General features: G+C 66.5%; 20 protein-coding genes. 5 read left to right on the forward strand and 15 right to left on the reverse strand.

Annotated features, from left to right (window positions below; all coding sequences use genetic code 11):
- Positions 1 to 119: 119 nt before the first annotated feature.
- The 3 genes from HG421_RS02890 to HG421_RS02900 form a co-directional block, all read right to left on the reverse strand.
- Positions 120 to 515, reverse strand: coding sequence for an EF-hand domain-containing protein (locus HG421_RS02890; protein ID WP_169705047.1), 396 nt, complete (start codon positions 513 to 515; stop codon positions 120 to 122).
- A 190-nt stretch (positions 516 to 705) separates the two neighbouring features.
- Positions 706 to 1,428, reverse strand: a complete 723-nt coding sequence (locus HG421_RS02895) for a hypothetical protein (protein ID WP_169705049.1) — start codon at positions 1,426 to 1,428, stop codon at positions 706 to 708.
- Between the two features lie 81 nt (positions 1,429 to 1,509).
- The gene (locus HG421_RS02900) at positions 1,510 to 2,415 is read right to left on the reverse strand and encodes an SMP-30/gluconolactonase/LRE family protein (protein WP_169705051.1); all 906 of its coding nucleotides are present in this window, start codon (positions 2,413 to 2,415) and stop codon (positions 1,510 to 1,512) included.
- 264 nt (positions 2,416 to 2,679) lie between these two features.
- On the opposite strand from HG421_RS02900, the gene HG421_RS02905 reads away from it, so the two are divergent.
- Positions 2,680 to 3,789, forward strand: a complete 1,110-nt coding sequence (locus HG421_RS02905; RefSeq protein WP_169705053.1) for a Gfo/Idh/MocA family protein — start codon at positions 2,680 to 2,682, stop codon at positions 3,787 to 3,789.
- A gap of 85 nt (positions 3,790 to 3,874) precedes the next feature.
- On the opposite strand, the gene rlmM is transcribed toward HG421_RS02905, so the two are convergent.
- The 5 genes from rlmM to HG421_RS02930 all read right to left on the reverse strand — a co-directional run bounded on the left by rlmM (position 3,875) and on the right by HG421_RS02930 (position 9,162).
- Entirely contained in the window at positions 3,875 to 4,918 is a 1,044-nt protein-coding gene (gene rlmM / locus HG421_RS02910; protein ID WP_169705055.1) for a 23S rRNA (cytidine(2498)-2'-O)-methyltransferase RlmM, read from the reverse strand.
- Positions 4,919 to 4,939: 21 nt separating this feature from the next.
- Positions 4,940 to 5,500, reverse strand: a complete 561-nt coding sequence (locus tag HG421_RS02915) for a nucleoside deaminase (protein ID WP_169705062.1) — start codon at positions 5,498 to 5,500, stop codon at positions 4,940 to 4,942.
- A 178-nt stretch (positions 5,501 to 5,678) separates the two neighbouring features.
- Positions 5,679 to 6,017 carry a hypothetical protein gene (locus HG421_RS02920; protein WP_169708071.1) on the reverse strand — a complete coding sequence of 113 codons (339 nt, stop codon included), beginning with the start codon at positions 6,015 to 6,017 and terminating at the stop codon, positions 5,679 to 5,681.
- 211 nt (positions 6,018 to 6,228) lie between these two features.
- Positions 6,229 to 7,158 (reverse strand): DMT family transporter, encoded by a 930-nt coding sequence (locus HG421_RS02925; RefSeq protein ID WP_169705064.1) that lies wholly within the window; start codon positions 7,156 to 7,158, stop codon positions 6,229 to 6,231.
- A 264-nt stretch (positions 7,159 to 7,422) separates the two neighbouring features.
- Positions 7,423 to 9,162, reverse strand: a complete 1,740-nt coding sequence (locus tag HG421_RS02930) for a glutamine--tRNA ligase/YqeY domain fusion protein (protein WP_169705067.1) — start codon at positions 9,160 to 9,162, stop codon at positions 7,423 to 7,425.
- A 271-nt stretch (positions 9,163 to 9,433) separates the two neighbouring features.
- Here HG421_RS02930 and HG421_RS02935 point away from each other — a divergent pair, with 271 nt between their 5' ends.
- Both HG421_RS02935 and HG421_RS02940 read left to right on the forward strand, forming a co-directional pair.
- A complete protein-coding gene (locus HG421_RS02935) occupies positions 9,434 to 10,075 on the forward strand; it encodes a glutathione S-transferase family protein (RefSeq protein WP_169705069.1) in 642 nt (213 codons plus the stop codon).
- 1 nt (position 10,076) lies between these two features.
- Positions 10,077 to 10,307: a DUF2007 domain-containing protein gene (locus HG421_RS02940; RefSeq protein ID WP_169705071.1), complete on the forward strand. Its 231-nt coding sequence runs from the start codon at positions 10,077 to 10,079 to the stop codon at positions 10,305 to 10,307.
- Between the two features lie 105 nt (positions 10,308 to 10,412).
- Here the strand turns inward: HG421_RS02940 and HG421_RS02945 are convergent, their stop codons facing one another.
- From HG421_RS02945 to HG421_RS02955, 3 genes are read right to left on the reverse strand one after another with little or no spacing between them, the layout of a single operon-like run.
- A complete protein-coding gene (locus tag HG421_RS02945) occupies positions 10,413 to 10,877 on the reverse strand; it encodes a response regulator (protein WP_169705073.1) in 465 nt (154 codons plus the stop codon).
- The gene (locus HG421_RS02950) at positions 10,874 to 12,784 is read right to left on the reverse strand and encodes a hybrid sensor histidine kinase/response regulator (RefSeq protein ID WP_169705074.1); all 1,911 of its coding nucleotides are present in this window, start codon (positions 12,782 to 12,784) and stop codon (positions 10,874 to 10,876) included. The genes HG421_RS02945 and HG421_RS02950 overlap by 4 nt, the downstream gene beginning before the upstream one ends.
- The gene (locus HG421_RS02955; RefSeq protein WP_169705076.1) at positions 12,781 to 13,488 is read right to left on the reverse strand and encodes a response regulator transcription factor; all 708 of its coding nucleotides are present in this window, start codon (positions 13,486 to 13,488) and stop codon (positions 12,781 to 12,783) included. Before HG421_RS02955 ends, HG421_RS02950 begins: the two co-directional genes overlap by 4 nt.
- Before the next feature lie 124 nt (positions 13,489 to 13,612).
- Between HG421_RS02955 and HG421_RS02960 the strand changes: the two genes are divergently transcribed.
- Both HG421_RS02960 and msrA read left to right on the forward strand, forming a co-directional pair.
- Positions 13,613 to 14,128, forward strand: a complete 516-nt coding sequence (locus HG421_RS02960) for an SgcJ/EcaC family oxidoreductase (RefSeq protein WP_169705087.1) — start codon at positions 13,613 to 13,615, stop codon at positions 14,126 to 14,128.
- A gap of 96 nt (positions 14,129 to 14,224) precedes the next feature.
- Positions 14,225 to 14,875: a peptide-methionine (S)-S-oxide reductase MsrA gene (msrA, locus tag HG421_RS02965; protein WP_104544276.1), complete on the forward strand. Its 651-nt coding sequence runs from the start codon at positions 14,225 to 14,227 to the stop codon at positions 14,873 to 14,875.
- Positions 14,876 to 15,106: 231 nt separating this feature from the next.
- Here the strand turns inward: msrA and HG421_RS02970 are convergent, their stop codons facing one another.
- The 4 genes from HG421_RS02970 to HG421_RS02985 form a co-directional block, all read right to left on the reverse strand.
- Positions 15,107 to 15,676 carry a type 1 glutamine amidotransferase family protein gene (locus HG421_RS02970; RefSeq protein ID WP_169705089.1) on the reverse strand — a complete coding sequence of 190 codons (570 nt, stop codon included), beginning with the start codon at positions 15,674 to 15,676 and terminating at the stop codon, positions 15,107 to 15,109.
- Positions 15,677 to 16,048: 372 nt separating this feature from the next.
- Positions 16,049 to 17,017, reverse strand: a complete 969-nt coding sequence (tal, locus tag HG421_RS02975; RefSeq protein ID WP_169705091.1) for a transaldolase — start codon at positions 17,015 to 17,017, stop codon at positions 16,049 to 16,051.
- A gap of 51 nt (positions 17,018 to 17,068) precedes the next feature.
- Complete coding sequence (rnk, locus tag HG421_RS02980; protein ID WP_169705093.1) at positions 17,069 to 17,509, reverse strand: nucleoside diphosphate kinase regulator; 441 nt, start codon at positions 17,507 to 17,509, stop codon at positions 17,069 to 17,071.
- Between the two features lie 413 nt (positions 17,510 to 17,922).
- Positions 17,923 to 18,864, reverse strand: coding sequence for a LysR substrate-binding domain-containing protein (locus HG421_RS02985; RefSeq protein ID WP_169705095.1), 942 nt, complete (start codon positions 18,862 to 18,864; stop codon positions 17,923 to 17,925).
- Positions 18,865 to 18,928: the final 64 nt, after the last annotated feature.

Consider the following 18,928-nt stretch of genomic DNA (forward strand, 5'->3'; position numbering starts at 1 on the left):
AATACAATCTAGCCGACCGAAGCGGGCGCTGCAAGAGGTGCCGTCGTAAAAAAGCAGACCCGACGCGCGCCCGTGCGATGGGGTGGCGGGCGCGTGCCGCCTGCGGTTTTACGGCGTGGTCACTGGATCAGCCAGCCGGCCAGCTGCTCGCGGCTGAGATAGCCGCTGTGGCGGGTATCGAGCGCATCGAATTCATCTGCCAGTGCCGGATTGGCCTGGGCTTCGGCACGGCTGATGCGGCCATCCCCGTCGGTATCCATGGCCTGGAAATCGATGCGGTAGCTGCCGACCACGCTGCTGGGCTGGATCGAACGCACGATCACGCTGGATTGGCCGCGCGGGCGGTCGAGCTGGGTTTGATGGGTGACCTCGCCTGCCGCCAGCGGCTGGGTGCGGATGGCACTGGGCACATCGATCAGCGGCATGCTGCTGGCCGGTGTAGGTGCCTGCTGTGCGGTGGCAACGCCGCAGATGAGCAACAGGGCAGAGAGTGTGGCGATACGGCGGGTGGTCATCAGATCCCCCTGATGTGGAACAGCCCGTAAGGATAGAGCGTGTGGGATGGATTGAGGGACGTTCGACGCAGCCGCTGCGGAAGATGGGCGGCCCGGGGCCGCGCCTGGTCTGGGTTGGATGCGGCGCTGCCATGGCGGCGTTGCCCGCCCCGCCAGAGCGACAGCACGCTGCCGCCGCCCTGCGCGCCGCTCAGCCGGGGATGAACGGAAACACGATCTTGAGCAGTCCCTTCAGGCCGCCCTCGGCCGTGCTGGCGACCGCCTTGGCGCCCAGGCTGTTGAGTGCGCGACGTACATCCTCCCAGCGCAGTTGCGCGATGTCCTTCTTCAGCAGGTCGGAGACTTCTTCCGCGGTGGGGGTGAGTCTTTGCAGTTCGCGCACGGTGGCCTGCGGATCCGGCTGCAGGTACCCCCAGCGTTCGGCGATCTTCAGCAGCGTGTCGAAACGCACCGCGACCACTTCGCGGTTGCGCTCGTAGACCGGCAGCGCGCCGACATCGAGAATGGCCTGCTCGAACTGCTGCGCGTCGTCAGGATGTTCGATGCGCACGGCCAGAAACCCCTCCTTGCGGCTGCGCTCGCTGACGTGCTTGGCACCGGAGCGCAGATTGTCTTCGGTGAGTACGTTGGCCACGATGCGCTGCATGGCCGCATCGCCCTCTTCGGGCACCAGTGCGCGCCAACGTGCGTAGCCGTCGCGACGCAGTGCCTTGACCTTGGCCGAGGTCACACGCAGCTGCAGCGCGACCGCGGCATTGGAGCTGTTGCGCGAAATGGCGCCATCGCGTTCCAGCAGCACGAAGATCAGCAATTCCAGGTCACGCTTGGTCAATGACTGGAACCCCTGCAACAGGGTCAGTCGCAGGAATTCGCTGCCGAAGGCGGCCGCGTCCTTGAGTTCGATCGGTTGCATGGGGAGTCCTCCACGGGTGACCTGCAGGATGCCAGGACGCTGTTGCGCGGCCTGAGAACCGATGCGACGCGCACAGCAGTTTCAGCGTCCGGTTTCGCGCCCCGGGCGATCGGATCTGAACGTTTCAACTGCGCCACGATCCTGCAACGTCACCACCACCTGCTTGCCATCGGTACCGCCGAAGGCGATGTTGCTGGCCTTGCGGCCTTTCAACGCGATGGTGCGCAGCAACTTGCCGGCCGGTGACACCACGGCGACCTGCCCGGCGTCGTAACGGGCGATGTAGAGATTGCCGTCGGTATCGCAGCGCATGCCGTCCATGCCGAAATCGGGGAAGGTGATCAGCAGGCGCTTGTTGCGCAGGCTGCCGTCGTCCTGGCGGTCGTAGACCCACACCTTGCGCGACATGCTTTCGTTGACGTACAGGTGCTTGCCGTCGGGGCTGACGTCCAGCCCGTTGGGTGTGGTCATGCCGGCTTCCAGCAAACGCACCACGCCGGTGCGGCTGATGTGCCACAGGCGCCCGCTGTTGTTCTTCCAGTTCGGATCGCTGGCGTAGAAGCTGCCATCGGGCGCAAGCGCCAGATCGTTGGGGCCATCGGCCTCGGGTAGCGATGCGAAGGTGCTGACCGCGCGCGTCTTCGGATCCACCCGCAGTAATGCGTGAGCGGTGTAGTCGGCCACGTACATCACCCCGTCGCGGAAGCGGATGCCATTGCCGGTGCTGCCTGCCGGCAGGGTTATGAAGACGTCGGCCTTTGCGCTGCCATCGGCGTGCAGGGCGATGCGCGCGATGGTGCCGTCCCTGCCCAGGTTGACGGCATAGAGCGCGCCATCCGGACCGAAGGCGGGACCTTCGGCATTGTGGGTGAAGGCGCCATCGCCGATCAGGTCGCGCGCGACGAAGGGCGTGTCGGCAGCAATGGCGAGCGAACTGGACAACAGCAAGGCCAGCGGCAGGAAACGAAGGCGGGTGACGACGGTCATGCGGCAGGCTCCGGATGGGATCGCCAGCAGTGTGCCAGAACGTGCGCAGCGGCCATGGCGGTGATCACGCGCGATCAAGTAAGGTGCGCGGGCAGTGTTGCAGCAGTGCGGCAGAAGTGGACTGGAGCGGTTGGCGACCGGCAGCGTTGGTCGGCGTGGCGCTTCCGACACGCCTCCCTGTCACGCGCACCTCGCGACACGTGTTACGCCGGTCTGATGCTGCCTGCGCGCGCTGGTCGCCACTCTTACTTGAAGGAGGTTTGCATGTCCGTGGAATCCTTGACGCGTCGCCGCCTGCTTGCCGCCTTCGGTGGTGCAGGCATCCTGCTCGGCGCACCCGCATGGGCGTTGCCGAAGAAAAAGCCTGGAAAGCCGCTCAATGTCGCGCTGGCAGGTCTGGGCAGTTATGCCAGCGAACAACTTGCACCGGGCCTGGCCCTGACCAAGCATTGCAAGCTGGCGGGCATCGTGACCGGTACGCCGTCCAAGATTCCGCAGTGGCAGTCCAAGTACGGCATTGCCGATCGCAACGTCTACAACTACGACAACTTCGATCGCATCGCCGACAATGACGACATCGATGTGGTGTACATCGTCACCCCGACCCATCTGCATGCGCCACTGGCATTGCGTGCGGCGGCGGCCGGCAAGCACGTGTGGTGCGAGAAGCCGATGGCCATGCACGCGGGCGAATGCGAGGCGATGATTGCGGCCTGCAAGCGCAACAAGGTGGCGTTGACGATCGGCTATCGCATGCAGCACGAGCCCAATACGCGCCGGTGGATCGCGATGGCCAGCGAAAAGCCGTTCGGCGCGATGCAGCGCGTGCGCGCCGAGGCCGGGTACAACGGGTATCGCGATACGAGCAAGGCCGACCGCCCGTGGCGGCTGCGCTCGCAGTTCGGTGGTGGTGCGATGTACGACATGGGGGTGTATCCGCTCAATGCTGCGCGCTATACCGTGGGCGCCGAGCCGCTGGCGGTGACCGCCAAGCGCTGGACCGACCGTCCCGAGCTGTTCGATGAAGTGGACGAGCATATGGATTTCACGCTGGAATTCCCCAATGCCGTGCGTGCGCAGTGCAAGACCAGCTTCGGTGCCAACATGAATGTGCTGCGTGCCGAGTGCGAACGCGGCTGGTACGAGTTGTCGCCGTTCCAGAGTTACCAGGGCGTGACCGGCAAGGCCAGCGATGGCCGCGTGTTCGACGCCAAGGTGCCGCACCAGCAGGCACTGCAGATGGACGAAGACGCGCTGGCGATCATGCATGGCACACCGCTGCGCGCGCCGGGCGAAGAAGGCCTGCGCGACATTCGCATTGTCGATGCGATCTACCGCTCGGCGCGGGAAGGCAGCAAACGCATCGTGCTGTAAGCGCGACGGAATCAGAAGTAATCACCCAGACAGGCGCAGGAGCCGACCAACCGCTTTTACGAATCCCGAATCCCGAATCCCAGCCTCACTCCCGCATCGCCAGTACCGTGATCTCTTCCCGATCGTGATACAGCTGCTTGGCACGCACGGTCAGCGATTTCTCCGCCTGCTGTTCGAACAGGTCCAGGCACAGACGCGTTTGGTCCCAGCGTTTTTTCATCGGCAGCTTGAGGTTGAAGATGGTGTGGCGGCACCAGCCTTCGCGCACCCAGGTGGCCATGCGCTCGGCCACGCGGCGCGGTTGCTCCACCATGTCGCAGACCATCCAGTCCAGCGGTTGCGCCGGCTTCCAGTGGAAGCCGTCCGCACGCAGGTGCTCGACCAGACCGCTGGCCAGCACATGCTCGCGCAACGGGCCGTTGTCCACGCTGGTGACGTGCACATGCTGGCGCGTCAGCACCCAGGTCCAGCCGCCGGGGGCGGCGCCCAGATCGGCGGCACGCATACCGGGTTTGACCAGGCGCTCGCGTTCTCCGGGTGTGAGCAGGGTCAGCAGGGCTTCGTCGAGCTTGAGCGCCGAACGCGACGGCGCTTCGGGCAGCAATTTCAGGCGGGGAATCCCCAGCGGCCAGGGGGCGCTGTCGTCGGCATCGGCCACGGCCAGCAGCGCGTGGTCGCCATCGAGAAAGCATACATGCAGCCGCGGCAGGCGCGCCTGTGCTTTGTCGGTCAACAGGCCGGCCTTGCGCAGTGCCGGACGCAGTGCGTTGCCGAAGCTGCGCGCCAGCCCCGCCAGCGGTTTGCCGGCGTCCGAATCCGGATGTTCCACCCACAGGTCGCCAAAGCGTGGCTGCCCGCCCAGGGCGGCCAGGATCGGTGTGATGCGGTCGGTGGGGTCGATGCCCTTGAGTTCGGCAAGCACGACCAGTTTTTGACGGGCAAAGATCAGCTCGCGCCACTGCAGCCTGGCGGCCAGCTGCGCGGCATCGTCGCAGACGAACAGCACATAGCCGTCGTTGCGTTGGGTGCGCGCATAGCCGGCAATGCCGGCAAATGCCGCGCGCGCGCTCAGTTCGGCCGCCAGCTCAGGCTCGAAGCCCTGGCGGCAATAGCACAACAGCCCGCTCATCGCGGCGCTCGCAATGAGCGGTCAATAATGATCACCGCCGCCCTCGCCGTAGCTGCGCAGCACCGCACAGGCCTGGTCGCGCTGCACATCGCGCACCACCTCGATGCCACGGCGGGTCAGTTCGCCCACCCAGTCGGTGGGCAGCGGGCCTTCGTCGAATTCGGTCAGCGCCATCACGTCCTCGGCGCGGGCGCCGATCAGCAGACGGTCGATGCCGGCCCACACCGTGGCGCCATAGCACTGGCAGCACGGCTGCGCCGAGGTGGCCAGCGTGATCGGCGACAGCACCTCGTTCAGGCGCGGCGTCTGCAGGCGTTGCTGCGCAAGCATGTAGGCCATGTTCTCGGCATGCGCCAGCGAGGTGGTCTGCGGCACCACCCGGTTCACCGCCGCGGCGATGATGTGATGATCCGGCCCGAACACCACCGCGCCAAACGGGCCGCCACTGCGGGCTTCCACATTCATCCGCGACAGCGCGATGGCCAGCGCCACCTTGTCGTCGTCGCCGGGATAGGCGCGGCTGGCATCCACGAAGTCATGGATCCAGGCAGGCAGGGTGAGGTGGACTTGCGCGTAGAGCATCACTGGACGACCGGTAGCGGAGAAGAAGCCAAGCGGCGCAGTGTATCGGCCTGGACGCGGCGCGCAAAACGCCGCCGCGGGCGGATCTGGATGCCGCTGGCGCCGGCGGTCGTCCGGCGCGCTCAGGCAGCGTCGTGGCGGCGCGTAACGCGCACGCGCGCAGTCACCCGATGAAGATCTACTTCGCAGCGCATTGGCCGGACACGCATTGGCAGGCGCTGATCTGGCGGAAACCGCAGACGCTCATCATGCCGCTGGATTGGCACTGCGCCATCACGCCTTTCGGATCGGTTGGGCTGTTGACGTTGACGCAGGCCGGATAGGCTCCGCAACAGTTGCCGACGTTCTTCACCGCGCAATCGGCGTCGACCTTGCAGGTAGTGACCACAGTGATGGGCTTGGCGGCAGCCGGCGGCGGTGCGGCCGCGTCGGTTGGCGGTGCGGCCACGCAGCCGATCAGAAAGACCGACGCCATCAACAGCAGACTGCTCAGATACCAGGACAAGGCACGGGACATGCGGTTGCTCCGATCACGACAGGTGAGGGGCATGGTAAGCCCAGGATGCGCTGCATGTGGCAGCGCGGCGTGCAGGTGCGTCGCCCAATTCGATGCGGTCGGGCCAGGACGGCCGCGCAGCGCCAAGCTGCTGCATAGCGCGCGAACATGCTGTGGCAGGCGATACCGGTTGCTGGGCGGGCAAGGCATTGTCGGGCGCCAGCGGTCGGCGTCACTTCGCTTCCGCATGCAGTGCCGCACACCACAACACGCCGATCAGCAGGCAGGCGATCGCCGCAAGTTCCAGTGGCGTGGGGAGCCGCATTTCCCAGGCGAATCCATAGATCAGTGCAAACACCGTCTCGAACACGATCATCTGCCCCACCAAGGTCAGTGGCAGCACGCGGCTCGCGCGGTTCCACAGCGCATTGCCGATGACCGAGGCCAGGATGCCCAGCAACAGCGAAATCCCCCAGAAGCCGGCCCAGTCGATCGGTGCGTGGGAGGCGCTGCCGATCAGTGCTGCAGGCGCCAGCACTGCCGCCAGCGCACCGGTCACCACGCCGGTCAGCAGCGACCAGTCGCCACCGGACAGATCGGGGCGGCGCCGCAACCATCGCGCATTGGCGATCGAGTACGCCGACCACGAGACCAAGGCACCCACGGCGCACAGCAGCCCGGCAATGCGGGTCAGACGGTCGCCTGCCTGCTGCCCGGAGTCGTCGTGCACGGTGTCCAGCGCCACCAACACCACGCCGGTGATGCACAGCACGCACGGTGCGGCGAGCCGCCGCAGTTGCACTGCGCCCGCCGCGCGGGTGCCGATCACGGTCACCACCACCGGCAACAGGCCGATGATCAGCGCAGTGGCGGCGCTGCCGGCCCACTGCACGGCGCTGCCCAGCAGCACGTAATAGATCAGATTGCCCATCAGGCTCAGGCGCACCAGCGCCCACCACTCGGCGCGGCCCAGGCGGGCGGCGGTGAGGCGCGCGCGCGGCGCCAGAACCACTGCGGCCACCACGCCATAGGACAGGTAGCGCGCCACCGTCAGCTGCATCGGCGTGAACGCGGACAACAGTTGCGGTGCCAGAAACACCAGCCCCCACAATGCGCCTGCGCCAATGCCGCAGGCGACGCCCATCGTCAAACGTTCACGCATTGCGCGTCTCCTTGCCTGCCATGCCCGGCAGCGTGCAGTGCGGCAGCCGGATGAGCAAGGCTCGGCGTGTGGACAGGCGGTGCCGAGGCTGCGGCGATGCAGGCGTCAGGACACTGGAGCGATCTGGCTGCGCAGGTGGGCTGGAACTGCAGCCGCCATCAACACGACTGCACACGCGGTTGGCACGCCATCCTGCGCAATCGAGCGTTGGCGCGCCGACCACGCCGCACCTGATGGTGGACGCGGCCGCCGCATCGGTGGGCGTTACTTGGCCCAGGTGTCGCGCAAGGTCACGCTGCGGTTGAACACCGGCGTGGCCGCGCTATGGTCGCGGCGGTCGGCGACAAAATACCCGGTGCGCTCGAACTGGAACGCCTGCTCCGGCGCAGCCTGCGCGGCGGACGGCTCCACATAGCCGCGCACGCTGCGCTTGGACTCGGGGTTGAGATAATCGCGGTAGGTCTTGCCTTCGGATTCGTCGTCGGGCTTTTCCACCGAAAACAGGCGGTCGTAGAGGCGGATTTCCGCTTCCACCGCATGTGCGGCGCTGACCCAATGGATGGTGCCCTTGACCTTGCGGTTGGCGCCTTCCATGCCCGGACGCGATTGCGGATCCAGCCAGCCGCGCAGTTCGACGATCTGCCCGTCTGCGTTCTTGATCACCTCATCCACGCGTGCAATGCCTGCGCCGCGCAGACGGATTTCGCCGCCCGGCACCAGCCGCTTCCAGCCCTTGGGCGGAACTTCGGCGAAATCTTCGCGCTCGATCCACAGCTCGCGTGCAAACGGCACCTCGCGCGTGCCGAAGCTCTCGTCCTTGGGATGATTGGAAAACTGCAGCGTCTCGGTGTGGCCTTCGGGAAGGTTGCTCAGCACCAGCTTGAGCGGCTCGATCACCGCCATGCGGCGTGCTGCGGCGGCGTCCAGATCCTCGCGCAGGCAGCCTTCCAGCACCGAGAAATCGATCAGCGAGTTCTGCTTGCTGATGCCCACGCGGTCCACGAACAGCCGCATCGCCGCCGGCGTGTAACCACGACGGCGCAGGCCCTGCAGCGTGTACATGCGCGGGTCGTCCCAACCGTCCACCAGCTGTTCTTCCACTAGCGCGGTGAGCTTGCGCTTGCTCATCACCGTGTAGTTGATGTTGAGGCGCGAAAACTCGATCTGACGCGGCTTGGCGGCTTCGCGCGGCAAGCCCTTGTCCAGCAGCGGCTGCAGCAGTTCCGGGTGACCGGCCAGGTCCACCTTGTCCACGCACCAGTCGTACAACGGGCGATGGTCTTCGAATTCCAGCGTGCACAACGAGTGGGTGATGCCTTCCACCGCATCGCCCAGCGAATGGGCGAAGTCGTACATCGGGTAGATCGGCCAGGCGTTGCCGGTGTTCTGGTGCTCCACATGCTTGATGCGGTACAGCGCCGGGTCGCGCAGGTTGATGTTGCCGCTGGCCATGTCGATCTTGGCGCGCAGGGTACGTGCACCATCGGGGAATTCGCCCGCGCGCATGCGCCGGAACAGGTCCAGGTTTTCGTCCACGCTGCGCTCGCGGTATGGCGAGTTGCGGCCCGGCTCGGTGAGCGTGCCGCGGTACTCACGCACCTGGTCGGCAGACAGGTCGCAGACGAAGGCATGGCCGTCGCGGATCAGTTTTTCTGCGGCCAGGTAGTAGACCTCGAAGTAGTCCGAGGCATGGCGCAGCTGTGCCCAGTCGTAGCCCAGCCAGCGCACGTCGTCCTGGATGGCGACCACGAACTCGGGGTCTTCCTTGGCCGGGTTGGTGTCGTCCAGGCGCAGGTTGCACAGCCCGCCGAATTCGGCCGCCAGGCCGAAGTCCAGGCAGATCGCCTTGGCATGGCCGATGTGCAGGTAGCCGTTGGGCTCGGGCGGGAAGCGGGTGCGGATGACCGTGTGCTTGCCGCTGGCCAGGTCCTCGCGAACGATCTGGCGGATGAAGTCTTTCTTCTCCGCCGCGGCGGTGGCGTCGGTGGCTGCAATCTCGGACATGCGGGGCATCGGCAATAGGTAAGCCGCAAGTTTAGGCGGTGGCACCGGTTAGGGGTAGGCGGCTGGCCCGGGTCGGGACGGCAGAAGCTGATCTGGCGAGCCGCCGGCATCTCCGGCGGGGCGGAGGTCCTGTCGTTGCAAGGATTCGCTTGCGCGCCGCCGCCGGCCTCGCCGCACGAGGGCGATAGGCGGGCGTGGCCGGTCTGACGGCGCTGGCGGCAACCGGCCGCCCCGCGTACGCTGCGCCGACCCCGTCAGGAGCACGCCCCGCATGCCATTGCCCCGCCTGGTGATCGGCGACAAGACCCTGTCTTCCTGGTCGTTACGGCCGTGGTTGCTGTTGCGGCATTTCAGGATTCCATTCGAGGAAGTCTGCCTGCCGCTGGATACGCCCGACTTCCAGGCGCGTATCGTCGGTTACTCGCCCACCGGCAAGGTGCCGGTGTTGTGGGACGGCGCCCTGCACGTGTGGGACTCGCTGGCGATCTGCGAATACGCCAACGAGCGTTGGCTCGACGGGCGCGGCTGGCCGGCCGATCTGGCGGTACGCGCACAGGCGCGTGCGGCCGCAGCCGAAATGCATGCAGGCTTTGCCGCCTTGCGCAGCCAGTTGCCGATGAATCTCGCCCGCCCGCCAGGCCCGGCGCAATGGGATGCCGCGGCCGAGCGCGACATCACCCGCATCCAGACGCTGTGGGCCAGCCTGCGCGCCGAGCATGGTCATGCGGGAAGTTTCCTGTGCGGAGAATTCGGCATCGTCGATGCGATGTATGCGCCGGTGGCGCTGCGCTTTGCCAGCTATGGCGTGCCGCTGTTCGAAGCGGCCGGCGACTATCTGGCCGCGCTGGATGCGTTGCCGGCGCTGCGCGAGTGGCGCCATGGGGCAGAGCGCGAACGCGCGGGGCGCGGCTGAGATGCAGATCGCCTATCGGGCCAACCACATCATCGATGCGCATCTGGCCAAGCACGCACTCGAAGATGCCGGCATCACCGCCTTCGTGTTCGGCGAATCGCTATTGGGCGGCGCCGGCGAATTGCCGGCCTTCGGCGTGCTGCAGGTGTGTGTGGCCGACGCGCATCTGGGTCAGGCGCAGGCGGTGCTGGCCCAGATCGGTCTGTGCGGGCAGGTCACCCGCGCGCTGTAGCGTTAGAGCAGCCCAGCGCCAGTCGCAGGAGCGCACCCGGGCGCGATGACGCCTTGCCGATCAACGCCACGTCGCGCCCAGGCGCGCTTCTGCGATGCCCAGGCATCATTCCGGTTGACGCCATCCAGGTAGCGCGGCCTCCGGCGCGGCCAGTGCGCGCAGGCGCTTGAACAGCACCGTGGTTTCGGCCACGTTCCACACCCGCAGCGCCACCTCGAAGGTATCCAACGGCTTGGTCAAGAAGTCCTTGGCGCCCAGGCCCAGGGCGCGATGCCGTGCGCTGCGGCTGGGGTCGGCGGTGAGCACGATCACCGGCAAGAAATGCTCCGGATCGGACAGCCGCGCCAGTTGTTCCAGCAGCGCATAGCCGTCCAGCTCCGGCATCTTCAGGTCCAGCAGGATCAGATCCGGCGCGAACGCCGACACCAGCCCCATCACCCGCTGCGGGTCGGTGGTGGCGATGACCTGCTGGAAGCCTTCGCGCTGCAGCAGGTCCTCCAGCAGCCGCACATTGGCCGGTTCGTCATCGACGATGAGGATGCGGGAGCCGAGGATATCGTCGCGTGTCATGCCAGCAACCTGTCGAGTACGGTGAAGAATTCCGCCACGTCTAGCGGTTTGGTCAGGTAGGCGCGCACACCCTGGTTGCCCACGCGCGCCAGCGTGGCGCTGGTGGCATCGGCGCTGATCACCACCACCGGCAGCTGCGCCGTGGCCGGTTGCGCCTGCAATTCGCGCAACAGCTCCTCGCCGTTGCCGTCGCTCAGGTGCAGGTCCAGCAGGATCAGGTCCGGCAGGCCGTGCTGCAGCAGCTCGCGCGCCTGCGCCAGGCTGGCCGCCTCCAGCAGTTGCCATTGCGGGCGGCGCTCGGTGAGCGTGCGGATCAGCGCCTGGTTGGACGGGTTGTCTTCGATGCTCAGCAAGCGGCACACGCCGCTGCCGCTGGTACCGGGCGGCAACAGCGTGCGCGCCGGTTCGCTGCGCTGCGGTTCGCCCTGCGGCAGCGCGATCCAGAAGCGCGCACCATCGCGGCTGCTGTCCACGCCGATCTGCCCGCCCATCGCCTCGATCAGCTTCTTGCTCAGCGCCAGCCCCAGGCCGGTGCCTTCCACCGCCGAGCGTTCGGCGCCCAGCCGCTCGAACGGGGTGAACAGGCGCTGGATCTGCGGCGGCGTCAGCCCCTGGCCCTGATCGGCCACGGTGATGCGCACCTGCTCGCCGTCGGCCTGCGCGCTCACCTGCACGTGGCCGCCGGGACGATTGAACTTGACGGCATTGGACAACAGGTTGAGCAATACCTGACGCAGCCGCTGAGCGTCGGCGCGGACCGTCCACGCGCCTTCGACGGCGGGCGGCCGCAGGCGGATGCCATGCTTTTCGGCATCCGGTGCGATCAGGGCCAGCGCTTCGTGCACCGCCGCGTCCACCGCAACCGGCTCCGGGCTCAGGTCCAGCTGGTCGGCCTCGATACGTGCGATGTCCAGCAGCTCGGTGATCAATCCGAGCAGATGCCGGCCGGCGCCGAGAATGTGCTGCAGATGACGGCGATGCCCGGGGTCGGGCAGATCCATGTCCAGCACCTGCGCATAGCCCAGGATCGCATTGAGCGGGGTGCGTAGTTCGTGGCTGCTGCGCGAGAGGAATTCGGTCTTGGCGCGGTTGGCGGTTTCCGCTTCGCGCCGCGCCAGCTGCGCTTCGGCTGCGCGGGCGGCCAGCAGTTCGCTGGCCTGCGCCAGGCGCTGCCCGACCTGGCCCAGTTCATCGCCCGCACGGGGCTGCGGGTCCAGTGGCAGGCCTTCGCCCAGCCGGTCGGCATTGGCGGCCAGCGTGCGCAGGCGCCCGGACAGCGCCGAGGCGAACCAGGCCACCGCAAAGACCGCGCCCAGGCCACCGAGCATGGCCGCGCTCAACGTGATGATCAGATTGCGCTGCCGCAAGCCCTGCGCCTTGGCGGTGCGTACCTGCAACTGCGCCGTCTCGTAATCGCGTAGTTCGCGCAGTTCCGCGCGCAGGATGTCGAGCTTGTACTTGCCGTCCCACAGCTGGCGGATCTCCTCTTCGCGGCTGAGGTCCGGCGCCAGCAGGCGACGCCAGCCCTGCATCTTCTCGGCGAACAACGGTTTGATGCGCGCAAAGCGCTGGGCCTGCACCGGGTCGGTGATGCGCTTGGAAAGCCGGTCGGCCACCGGTTGCAGACGCGGCTCTGCATAGCGGTACGGTGCGAGGAATTCGTCGCGGCGCACCAGCCGGTAACCGCGCACGCCGGCGGCGGTTTCGGCCAGCAGCGCATGGGCCTCGTACAGGTCGCTCAGCACTTCCAGCGTGCGGCGCACATCGTTTTCGGCGGCGATGTTCTGCCGCTCCACGCTGTAGATCGCCATCAGCGCCACAGCCAGCAACAGCAGCGGCAGGGTGACCACCGCCAGGCTCTTGCGGGTGATCGGCCAATCGTTCCAACGCACCGCCAATGCATTCATAGCGCGAGTCCGGCTTGCACCGCGTACACCGCGGCCTGGGTGCGATCTTTTACCTCAAGTTTCTGCAGGATGCGCTCCACGTGCACTTTCACCGTACCCGGAGCAATCCCCAGTTCAGCCGCGAGGCCGGCATTGGTGAGCCCGCGTGGAAGCAGCGACAGCACCTGTTTTTCGCGCTTGCTCAGCGCAGTGAGGCGGTCGTCCTGCAGCACTTTGCGTCGGCGCGTGGCGACCGGCCTGGCCGGCTCGGCCACCATTGCCGGCAGCAGCAACGCGAAGGTCTGCAGCGCCTGCACATCGTCATTGCCAGGGGCGGGGCGGCCATCGTTCCAGGCCACGCAGACCATGCCCAGGGTGCTGCCGAGCGCGTGGATCGGCACCTTGGCTTCGCGGATGTCGGCCGGGCGCGGAGGCATCAGCCAGCTGGCGTCGTGACTGTCGCCGGCGGCGCTGGCGCCCGGCGGCAGGGCAAGCCCGCGGCTGGCGATCACCTGCGTGCGCGGCCCGCGTTGCGCCAGTACCGCGCCGTGCTCCAGGGCCAGCAACAGCAGCACGCGACCGAGCACCGCATCGCAGGCCTGTTCGGGTGTGTGCGCTTGGCGCAGCGCCACCGCAGCCTCCCAGAGCGCCTGCCAACGGGCGCTATCGGAGGCGTCGCGTCGCAGGGCCTGGCGCCAATCGCCAGCATTGATGGGGTTTTCCATAGGGTCACTCTAGGCCGATCAGCATATTTGAGTATATGCCACACGGCAGAATTGTTGGGGCCGCTTGATTTCGATACTGGGCTCGCCCTCAGAGGCACCCCACAACAACCACACGGAGAATCCCATGCGTCGCACTCTGTCTTCCTTGGTTCTGGCCCTGGCTGCCACCCCGGCGCTGGCTGGCGGCGTGATGCACTACACCGACAAGGCCAAGTTGCCGGCCAGCGGCGAAGAACGCGAAGTCGCCGCGCTGTTCGATACCTGGAATGCCGCACTGGCGACGGGTAACCCGGACAAGGTGGCCGACCTGTACGCGCCCGATGGCGTGCTGCTGCCGACAGTCTCCAACGAGGTGCGCGCCTCGCGCGAGCAGATCGAAAAGTATTTCGAGATGTTCCTGACCAAGAAGCCCCAGGGCGTGGTCAATTACCGCACCGTGCGCGTGCTCGATGACGACAGCGCGGTGGATGCCGGTGTGTACACCTTCACCCTCACCGACAAGGACGGCAAGAAGAGCAACGTGCAGGCGCGCTACACCTTCGTGTACGAAAAGCGCGACGGCAAGTGGCTGATCATCAACCACCACAGCTCGGCGATGCCGGAAGTGGATACGCGCACGGCGGTCGCCAAGACCAAGTAAGGACCGTGCCGGTACCACGCGCCGGCCGGACAGGCTTGAAAGCCGCTCCGGCCGGCGCCATCCAGCAGGCAATCCTCACGATTGCGGAGTTGCACCATGCTGGGAATCGGCGCCTTCAAACAACGCATGCCACGTCCGGGTGAAGCACTGCCTGGACGCGAGCAAGCGCTACCGCTGCACAACACGCACCTGATCCATGGGCATCCGTTGCGCGGTGACTTCACTGGCCTGGCCCAGGTGCAGTTCGGGCTGGGATGCTTCTGGGGCGCAGAACGCAAGTTCTGGAGCGTGCCAGGGGTGTACACCACGGCAGTGGGGTATGCCGGGGGCCAGACGCCCAACGCCACTTATGGCGAAGTGTGTTCCGGGCAGACCGGACACACCGAAGCGGTGCTGGTGGTGTACGACGAAGCGTCGGTGCCGTTCGCGCAGTTGCTGCGTACGTTCTGGGAAAGCCACGACCCCACCCAGGGCATGCAGCAGGGTAACGACGTCGGCACGCAATACCGCTCGGCCATCTATTGCACCACGCAGGAGCAGTACGACGCGGCACTTGCCAGCCGCGACGCCTACCAGCAGCAGCTGACTGCGGCGGGGTATGGCGCCATCACCACGGAGATCCGTTTCCCGGCACCGACGTTCTACTACGCCGAAGACGATCACCAGCAATACCTCGCCAAGCATCCCAATGGGTATTGCGGGCTTGGCGGAACGGGAGTGAGCTGCCCGATCGGGCTGGATGCCTGACGGAAAGGCGGGCCGGATTGAAACGCTGCCAACCACGTGATCGTGGCAGCGCGCCGATGGCCAATAGTGACCGGCAGCGTTATCACGATCAGGCAGCGCATGGGAGTGCATGCCAGGCAACTTGAATGGCTACGTCGGAGACGACGTGGCCATCTTTTTTTGCATGAAAGCCATCTGGCGTGGCCGGGACATCCTGGCCGCGCCGCGGCGCGGCCGATTACACCGGCTGCATCAGACGAATTCGCCGGCAAACATGCCACGCAGCTGTGCGAGCGTATCGGTGCGTTCGGGGTGCAGCAGACGCATGCAGGCCAGTGCAAACCCCACCGGGCTGGTGCCGGGTGCGGTGATCACGCCGTCGGCGGTCACGACTTTTTCGTGCCGAAACTGGTGGGCGCCCGCATATGGCACCACGTTTTCCTGCAGAAAGGCCAGCGAGTTGCTGGTGTGGGCGCGTTCGTCGAGCAGGCCGGCGTAGGCCAATGCGATGGTGGCGCCACAGATCGCTGCGACCGGGCGCTGCTGCTGTACGCGTTCAACCAGCAAGCCGCTCAGGCCCGGGATCTCGCCGGCCTGCCAACGCTCGCTGCCGGGCAGGATCCACAGGTCCGCTTCCAGTGGCGCAAGATCCGAGAGTGCGAATTCCGGCGTGATGCGCAGCCCGCCGATGGACTGCACCGGCTGCCCGTCGATGCTGGCAATGGCCACCTGGTCGCCGAACCACTCGCGCGCTGCCGGCAGCACCACGCCGATTTCCCAGTCGGCCACGCCGTCGACCATCACCACTGCAATGTTTGCCATTGTCCGCTACGCCAGTTGAGGTCTTCGGATTCTAGGCACTGCGTGCGTGGTGATTGTGATCAAGGTGTGGAGACCGACAGGTGGAGCGGCGGGCATTGCGGGCTGGTCGCTTGGCAGCTCGAACCCAGCGTCTGCGAGGGACGTGGGGCAGCAGCGGATGGCAACGAGGTGCTGGCACAGCGCCGATCAGCTCCGTCGCGTTAGCTGCTTTCCTCAAGCGGCAGCCACATGCGAGCGTTGCATCGGATGCGCGGGTCACCGTGTCCGGCCAGGCTCGAACACCGCAGCGCGATCTCCGCGGCATCGCCGAAAACGACAACGCCCGCAGCATCGGCTGCGGGCGTTGATGGCCGTACGTGTTCACTCAGACGATCAGCCGGCGAGTTTGTCGGCAATGGTCTTGCGCAGGGCCTGCAGGTCCTTGGCGAAGGTCTCGATGCCGCCGGCCAGCTTTTCGGTGGCCATCGCATCGGCGGCCAGGTCGGTGGCGAAGCTGTCGGCGTCGATCGGGGTGATCTGCGCGTTGTCGGCCTTGGCCGGCGACAGCTTGCGCGGCAACTGCCCGTGTTCGGCGTCGAGCTTTTCCAGCAGGTCCGGCGAGATGGTCAGGCGGTCGCAGCCGGCCAACGCTTCGATCTGCGCGGTGGAGCGGAACGAGGCCCCCATCACCACGGTGGACGACCCGCGGCGCTTGAATGCGTCGTACACGGTGCGCACGAACACCACGCCCGGGTCTTCGTCGATGCTGGCCGGGGTCTGGCCCTGGGCGACGTAGTAATCCAGGATGCGGCCCACGAACGGGGAGATCAGGAACACGCCCGCCTCGGCACAGGCCAGCGCCTGCGAGTGATTGAAGATCAGCGTCAGGTTGCAGTCGATGCCCTCACGCTGCAGCTGGCGTGCGGCTTCGATGCCTTCCCAGGTGGCGGCGATCTTGATCAGGATCTTGTCCTTGGGCACGCCACGCTCGGCGTACATCGCGATGAACTTGCGCGCCTTGGCGATGGTGGCCTGGGTATCGTGGGCCAGGTCGGCATCGACCTCGGTGGACACGCGCCCCGGCACCAGTTCAGCCAGTTTGACGCCCACGCCGATGGTCAGACGGTCGGCAACCTCGTGGATGGTGGCGGTGCGATCGTCGCCGCCATGCTCGCGGCCCCAGGCCAGCTCGCGCTCGATCAGGTCGGCATAGACCGGCAGGTCCAGCGCCTTTTTGACCAGGGTGGGATTGGTGGTGCAGTCGACCGGCTTCAGGCGCTTGATGGCGTCGTAATCGCCGGTATCGGCGACCACCACGGACAGGTCGCGCAGTTGGGCAAGCTTGGAGGGGGATGCAGTCATGCGGGTTCTCTCGAATCGTGGAACGGGTCGGGGATGGCGCAGCGCGCTACGTTAGCGCGCCGCGCGCTGGAAGTCGCCCGCGGCGGCGGGTTGATCGTGCACGGCCTGCACGCGCAGGCGCAGGTTGCGCCCGTCCGGCGTGCGCCAGTCGATGCTCTGGCCGACCGACAGGCCGAGCAGCGCGCTGCCGACCGGCGCCAGCACCGAGATGCGGCCCTGCTGGACATCGGCCTCCTGCGGGTACACGAGGGTGAGCGTATGCCGCTCGCCGTGCAGCTCGTCTTCGCAATCGATGCGCGAGTGCATGGTGACGACATCGCCGGGAATCTGGTCGGGCGGCAGCACGCGTGCGCGGCCCAGTTCGTCGCTCAGCGCAGTGGCGGCAGGATGCTTGTTGAACGCGGGGGAATCGAGCAAGGCCTCGAGCCGGGCAAGGTCGTGGCTGGAGACGAGGATGGATGGCGGCAAGCCGCTGTGATGCTGCAAAGTCATGGCACTCTCCTGAAGAACACGGCCCGCCGGAATGGCAGGCAGCGTCGGAAAGATGAGGGCGCCCTGGATCGATCGCAATGCAACGCCTGAAGACTGCAGGCCGTCGATACCGCAAGCAGACGGCGCTCGCTGCTGAGCCCGCTGCCTGATCGGTACCTTGCACAATCAGACAATCAGAGCCGGCTGGCAAGCGCAGAAGCGTTACACGAACGACAGAATGCAAGCGTAACTCGGTGCGCCGAGCCACGGACGCGTGATTGCAATGCATTGCGTCCCGACACGCGATTTGCCTGCAACACCCAAACAAAAAAAGCGACGCTTACGTGCCGCTTCTTCAATCCCCGACAACCCCGCGCAAACCAGCCCCAGCCGTGTTGCGCTTTCCCGAATCCCGAATCCCGAATCCCGAATCCCTAAGCGGCCACCGCCTTCGGCCCGGTCGCAGGCTGTTCCAACGCAAACAGGTCCGACGGCAGTTCCTTGAACAACTGCGCCAGCTGCTCCAGGAACGCGGTCATCGCCGAGCTGCGACGCCAGGCCATCGCAATGCGGCGGCTGGGCTGCTTGTCTTCGCGGAAGCGGATCAGGCGGATGTTTTCCGACCGCGCAACCGGCGGCTTGACCGCCAGCAGCGGCAGCAGGGTCACGCCGACATTGGCGGCCACCATCTGGCGCAGGGTTTCCAGGCTGGTGGCCTGGAATTCGGATTTCTCCAATGCACCGGCCAGATGGCAGACATCCAGCGCCTGTTCGCGCAGGCAGTGGCCGTCTTCCAGCAACAACAGGCGCTGTTCGGACAGATCGTCCAGCGTCATGCTGTCGTGGCGCGCCAGCGGATGGCCTTCCGGTACCGCCAGTACGAAGGGTTCTTCGAACAGGAATTCGGCATGCAGCTGATCGTCCTGCAACGGTAGCGCCAGCAGCGCGGCGTCCAGGCGGCCTTCGCGCAACTGGTGCATCAGCTGGTCGCTCTTTTCTTCGATCAGCAACAGCTCCAGGCGCGGAAACCGCTCGCGGATGCGCGGCACCACATGCGGCAACAGATAGGGGGCCAGGGTGGGGAAGATGCCCAGCCGCACGGTGCCCGCTTCCGGGTCCTGGCTGCGGCGCGCGGCTTCCTTCATCTGCTCCACTTCGGCCACGATGCCGCGTGCGCGCATGGCGGCCTCGCGGCCGGCCGGGGTCAGCATCACCTTGCGCGGTGCGCGTTCCACCAGCGGCACCCCCAGCTCGTCTTCGAGTTTCTTGATCTGGGTGGACAGCGTGGGCTGACTGACAAAACACGCCGTCGCGGCGCGGCCGAAATGCTTGTGGTCGGCCAGGGCTACCAGATATTTCAGGTCACGCAGATTCATGTGCAGCAGCCCTCGAGGCGGTGACGGGTAACGACTGACGCGTGATGCAGCTTAGCGCCCGGCA

Origin of the sequence: Xanthomonas campestris pv. badrii (assembly GCF_012848175.1) — a bacterium.
Taxonomy (GTDB): domain Bacteria; phylum Pseudomonadota; class Gammaproteobacteria; order Xanthomonadales; family Xanthomonadaceae; genus Xanthomonas; species Xanthomonas campestris_C.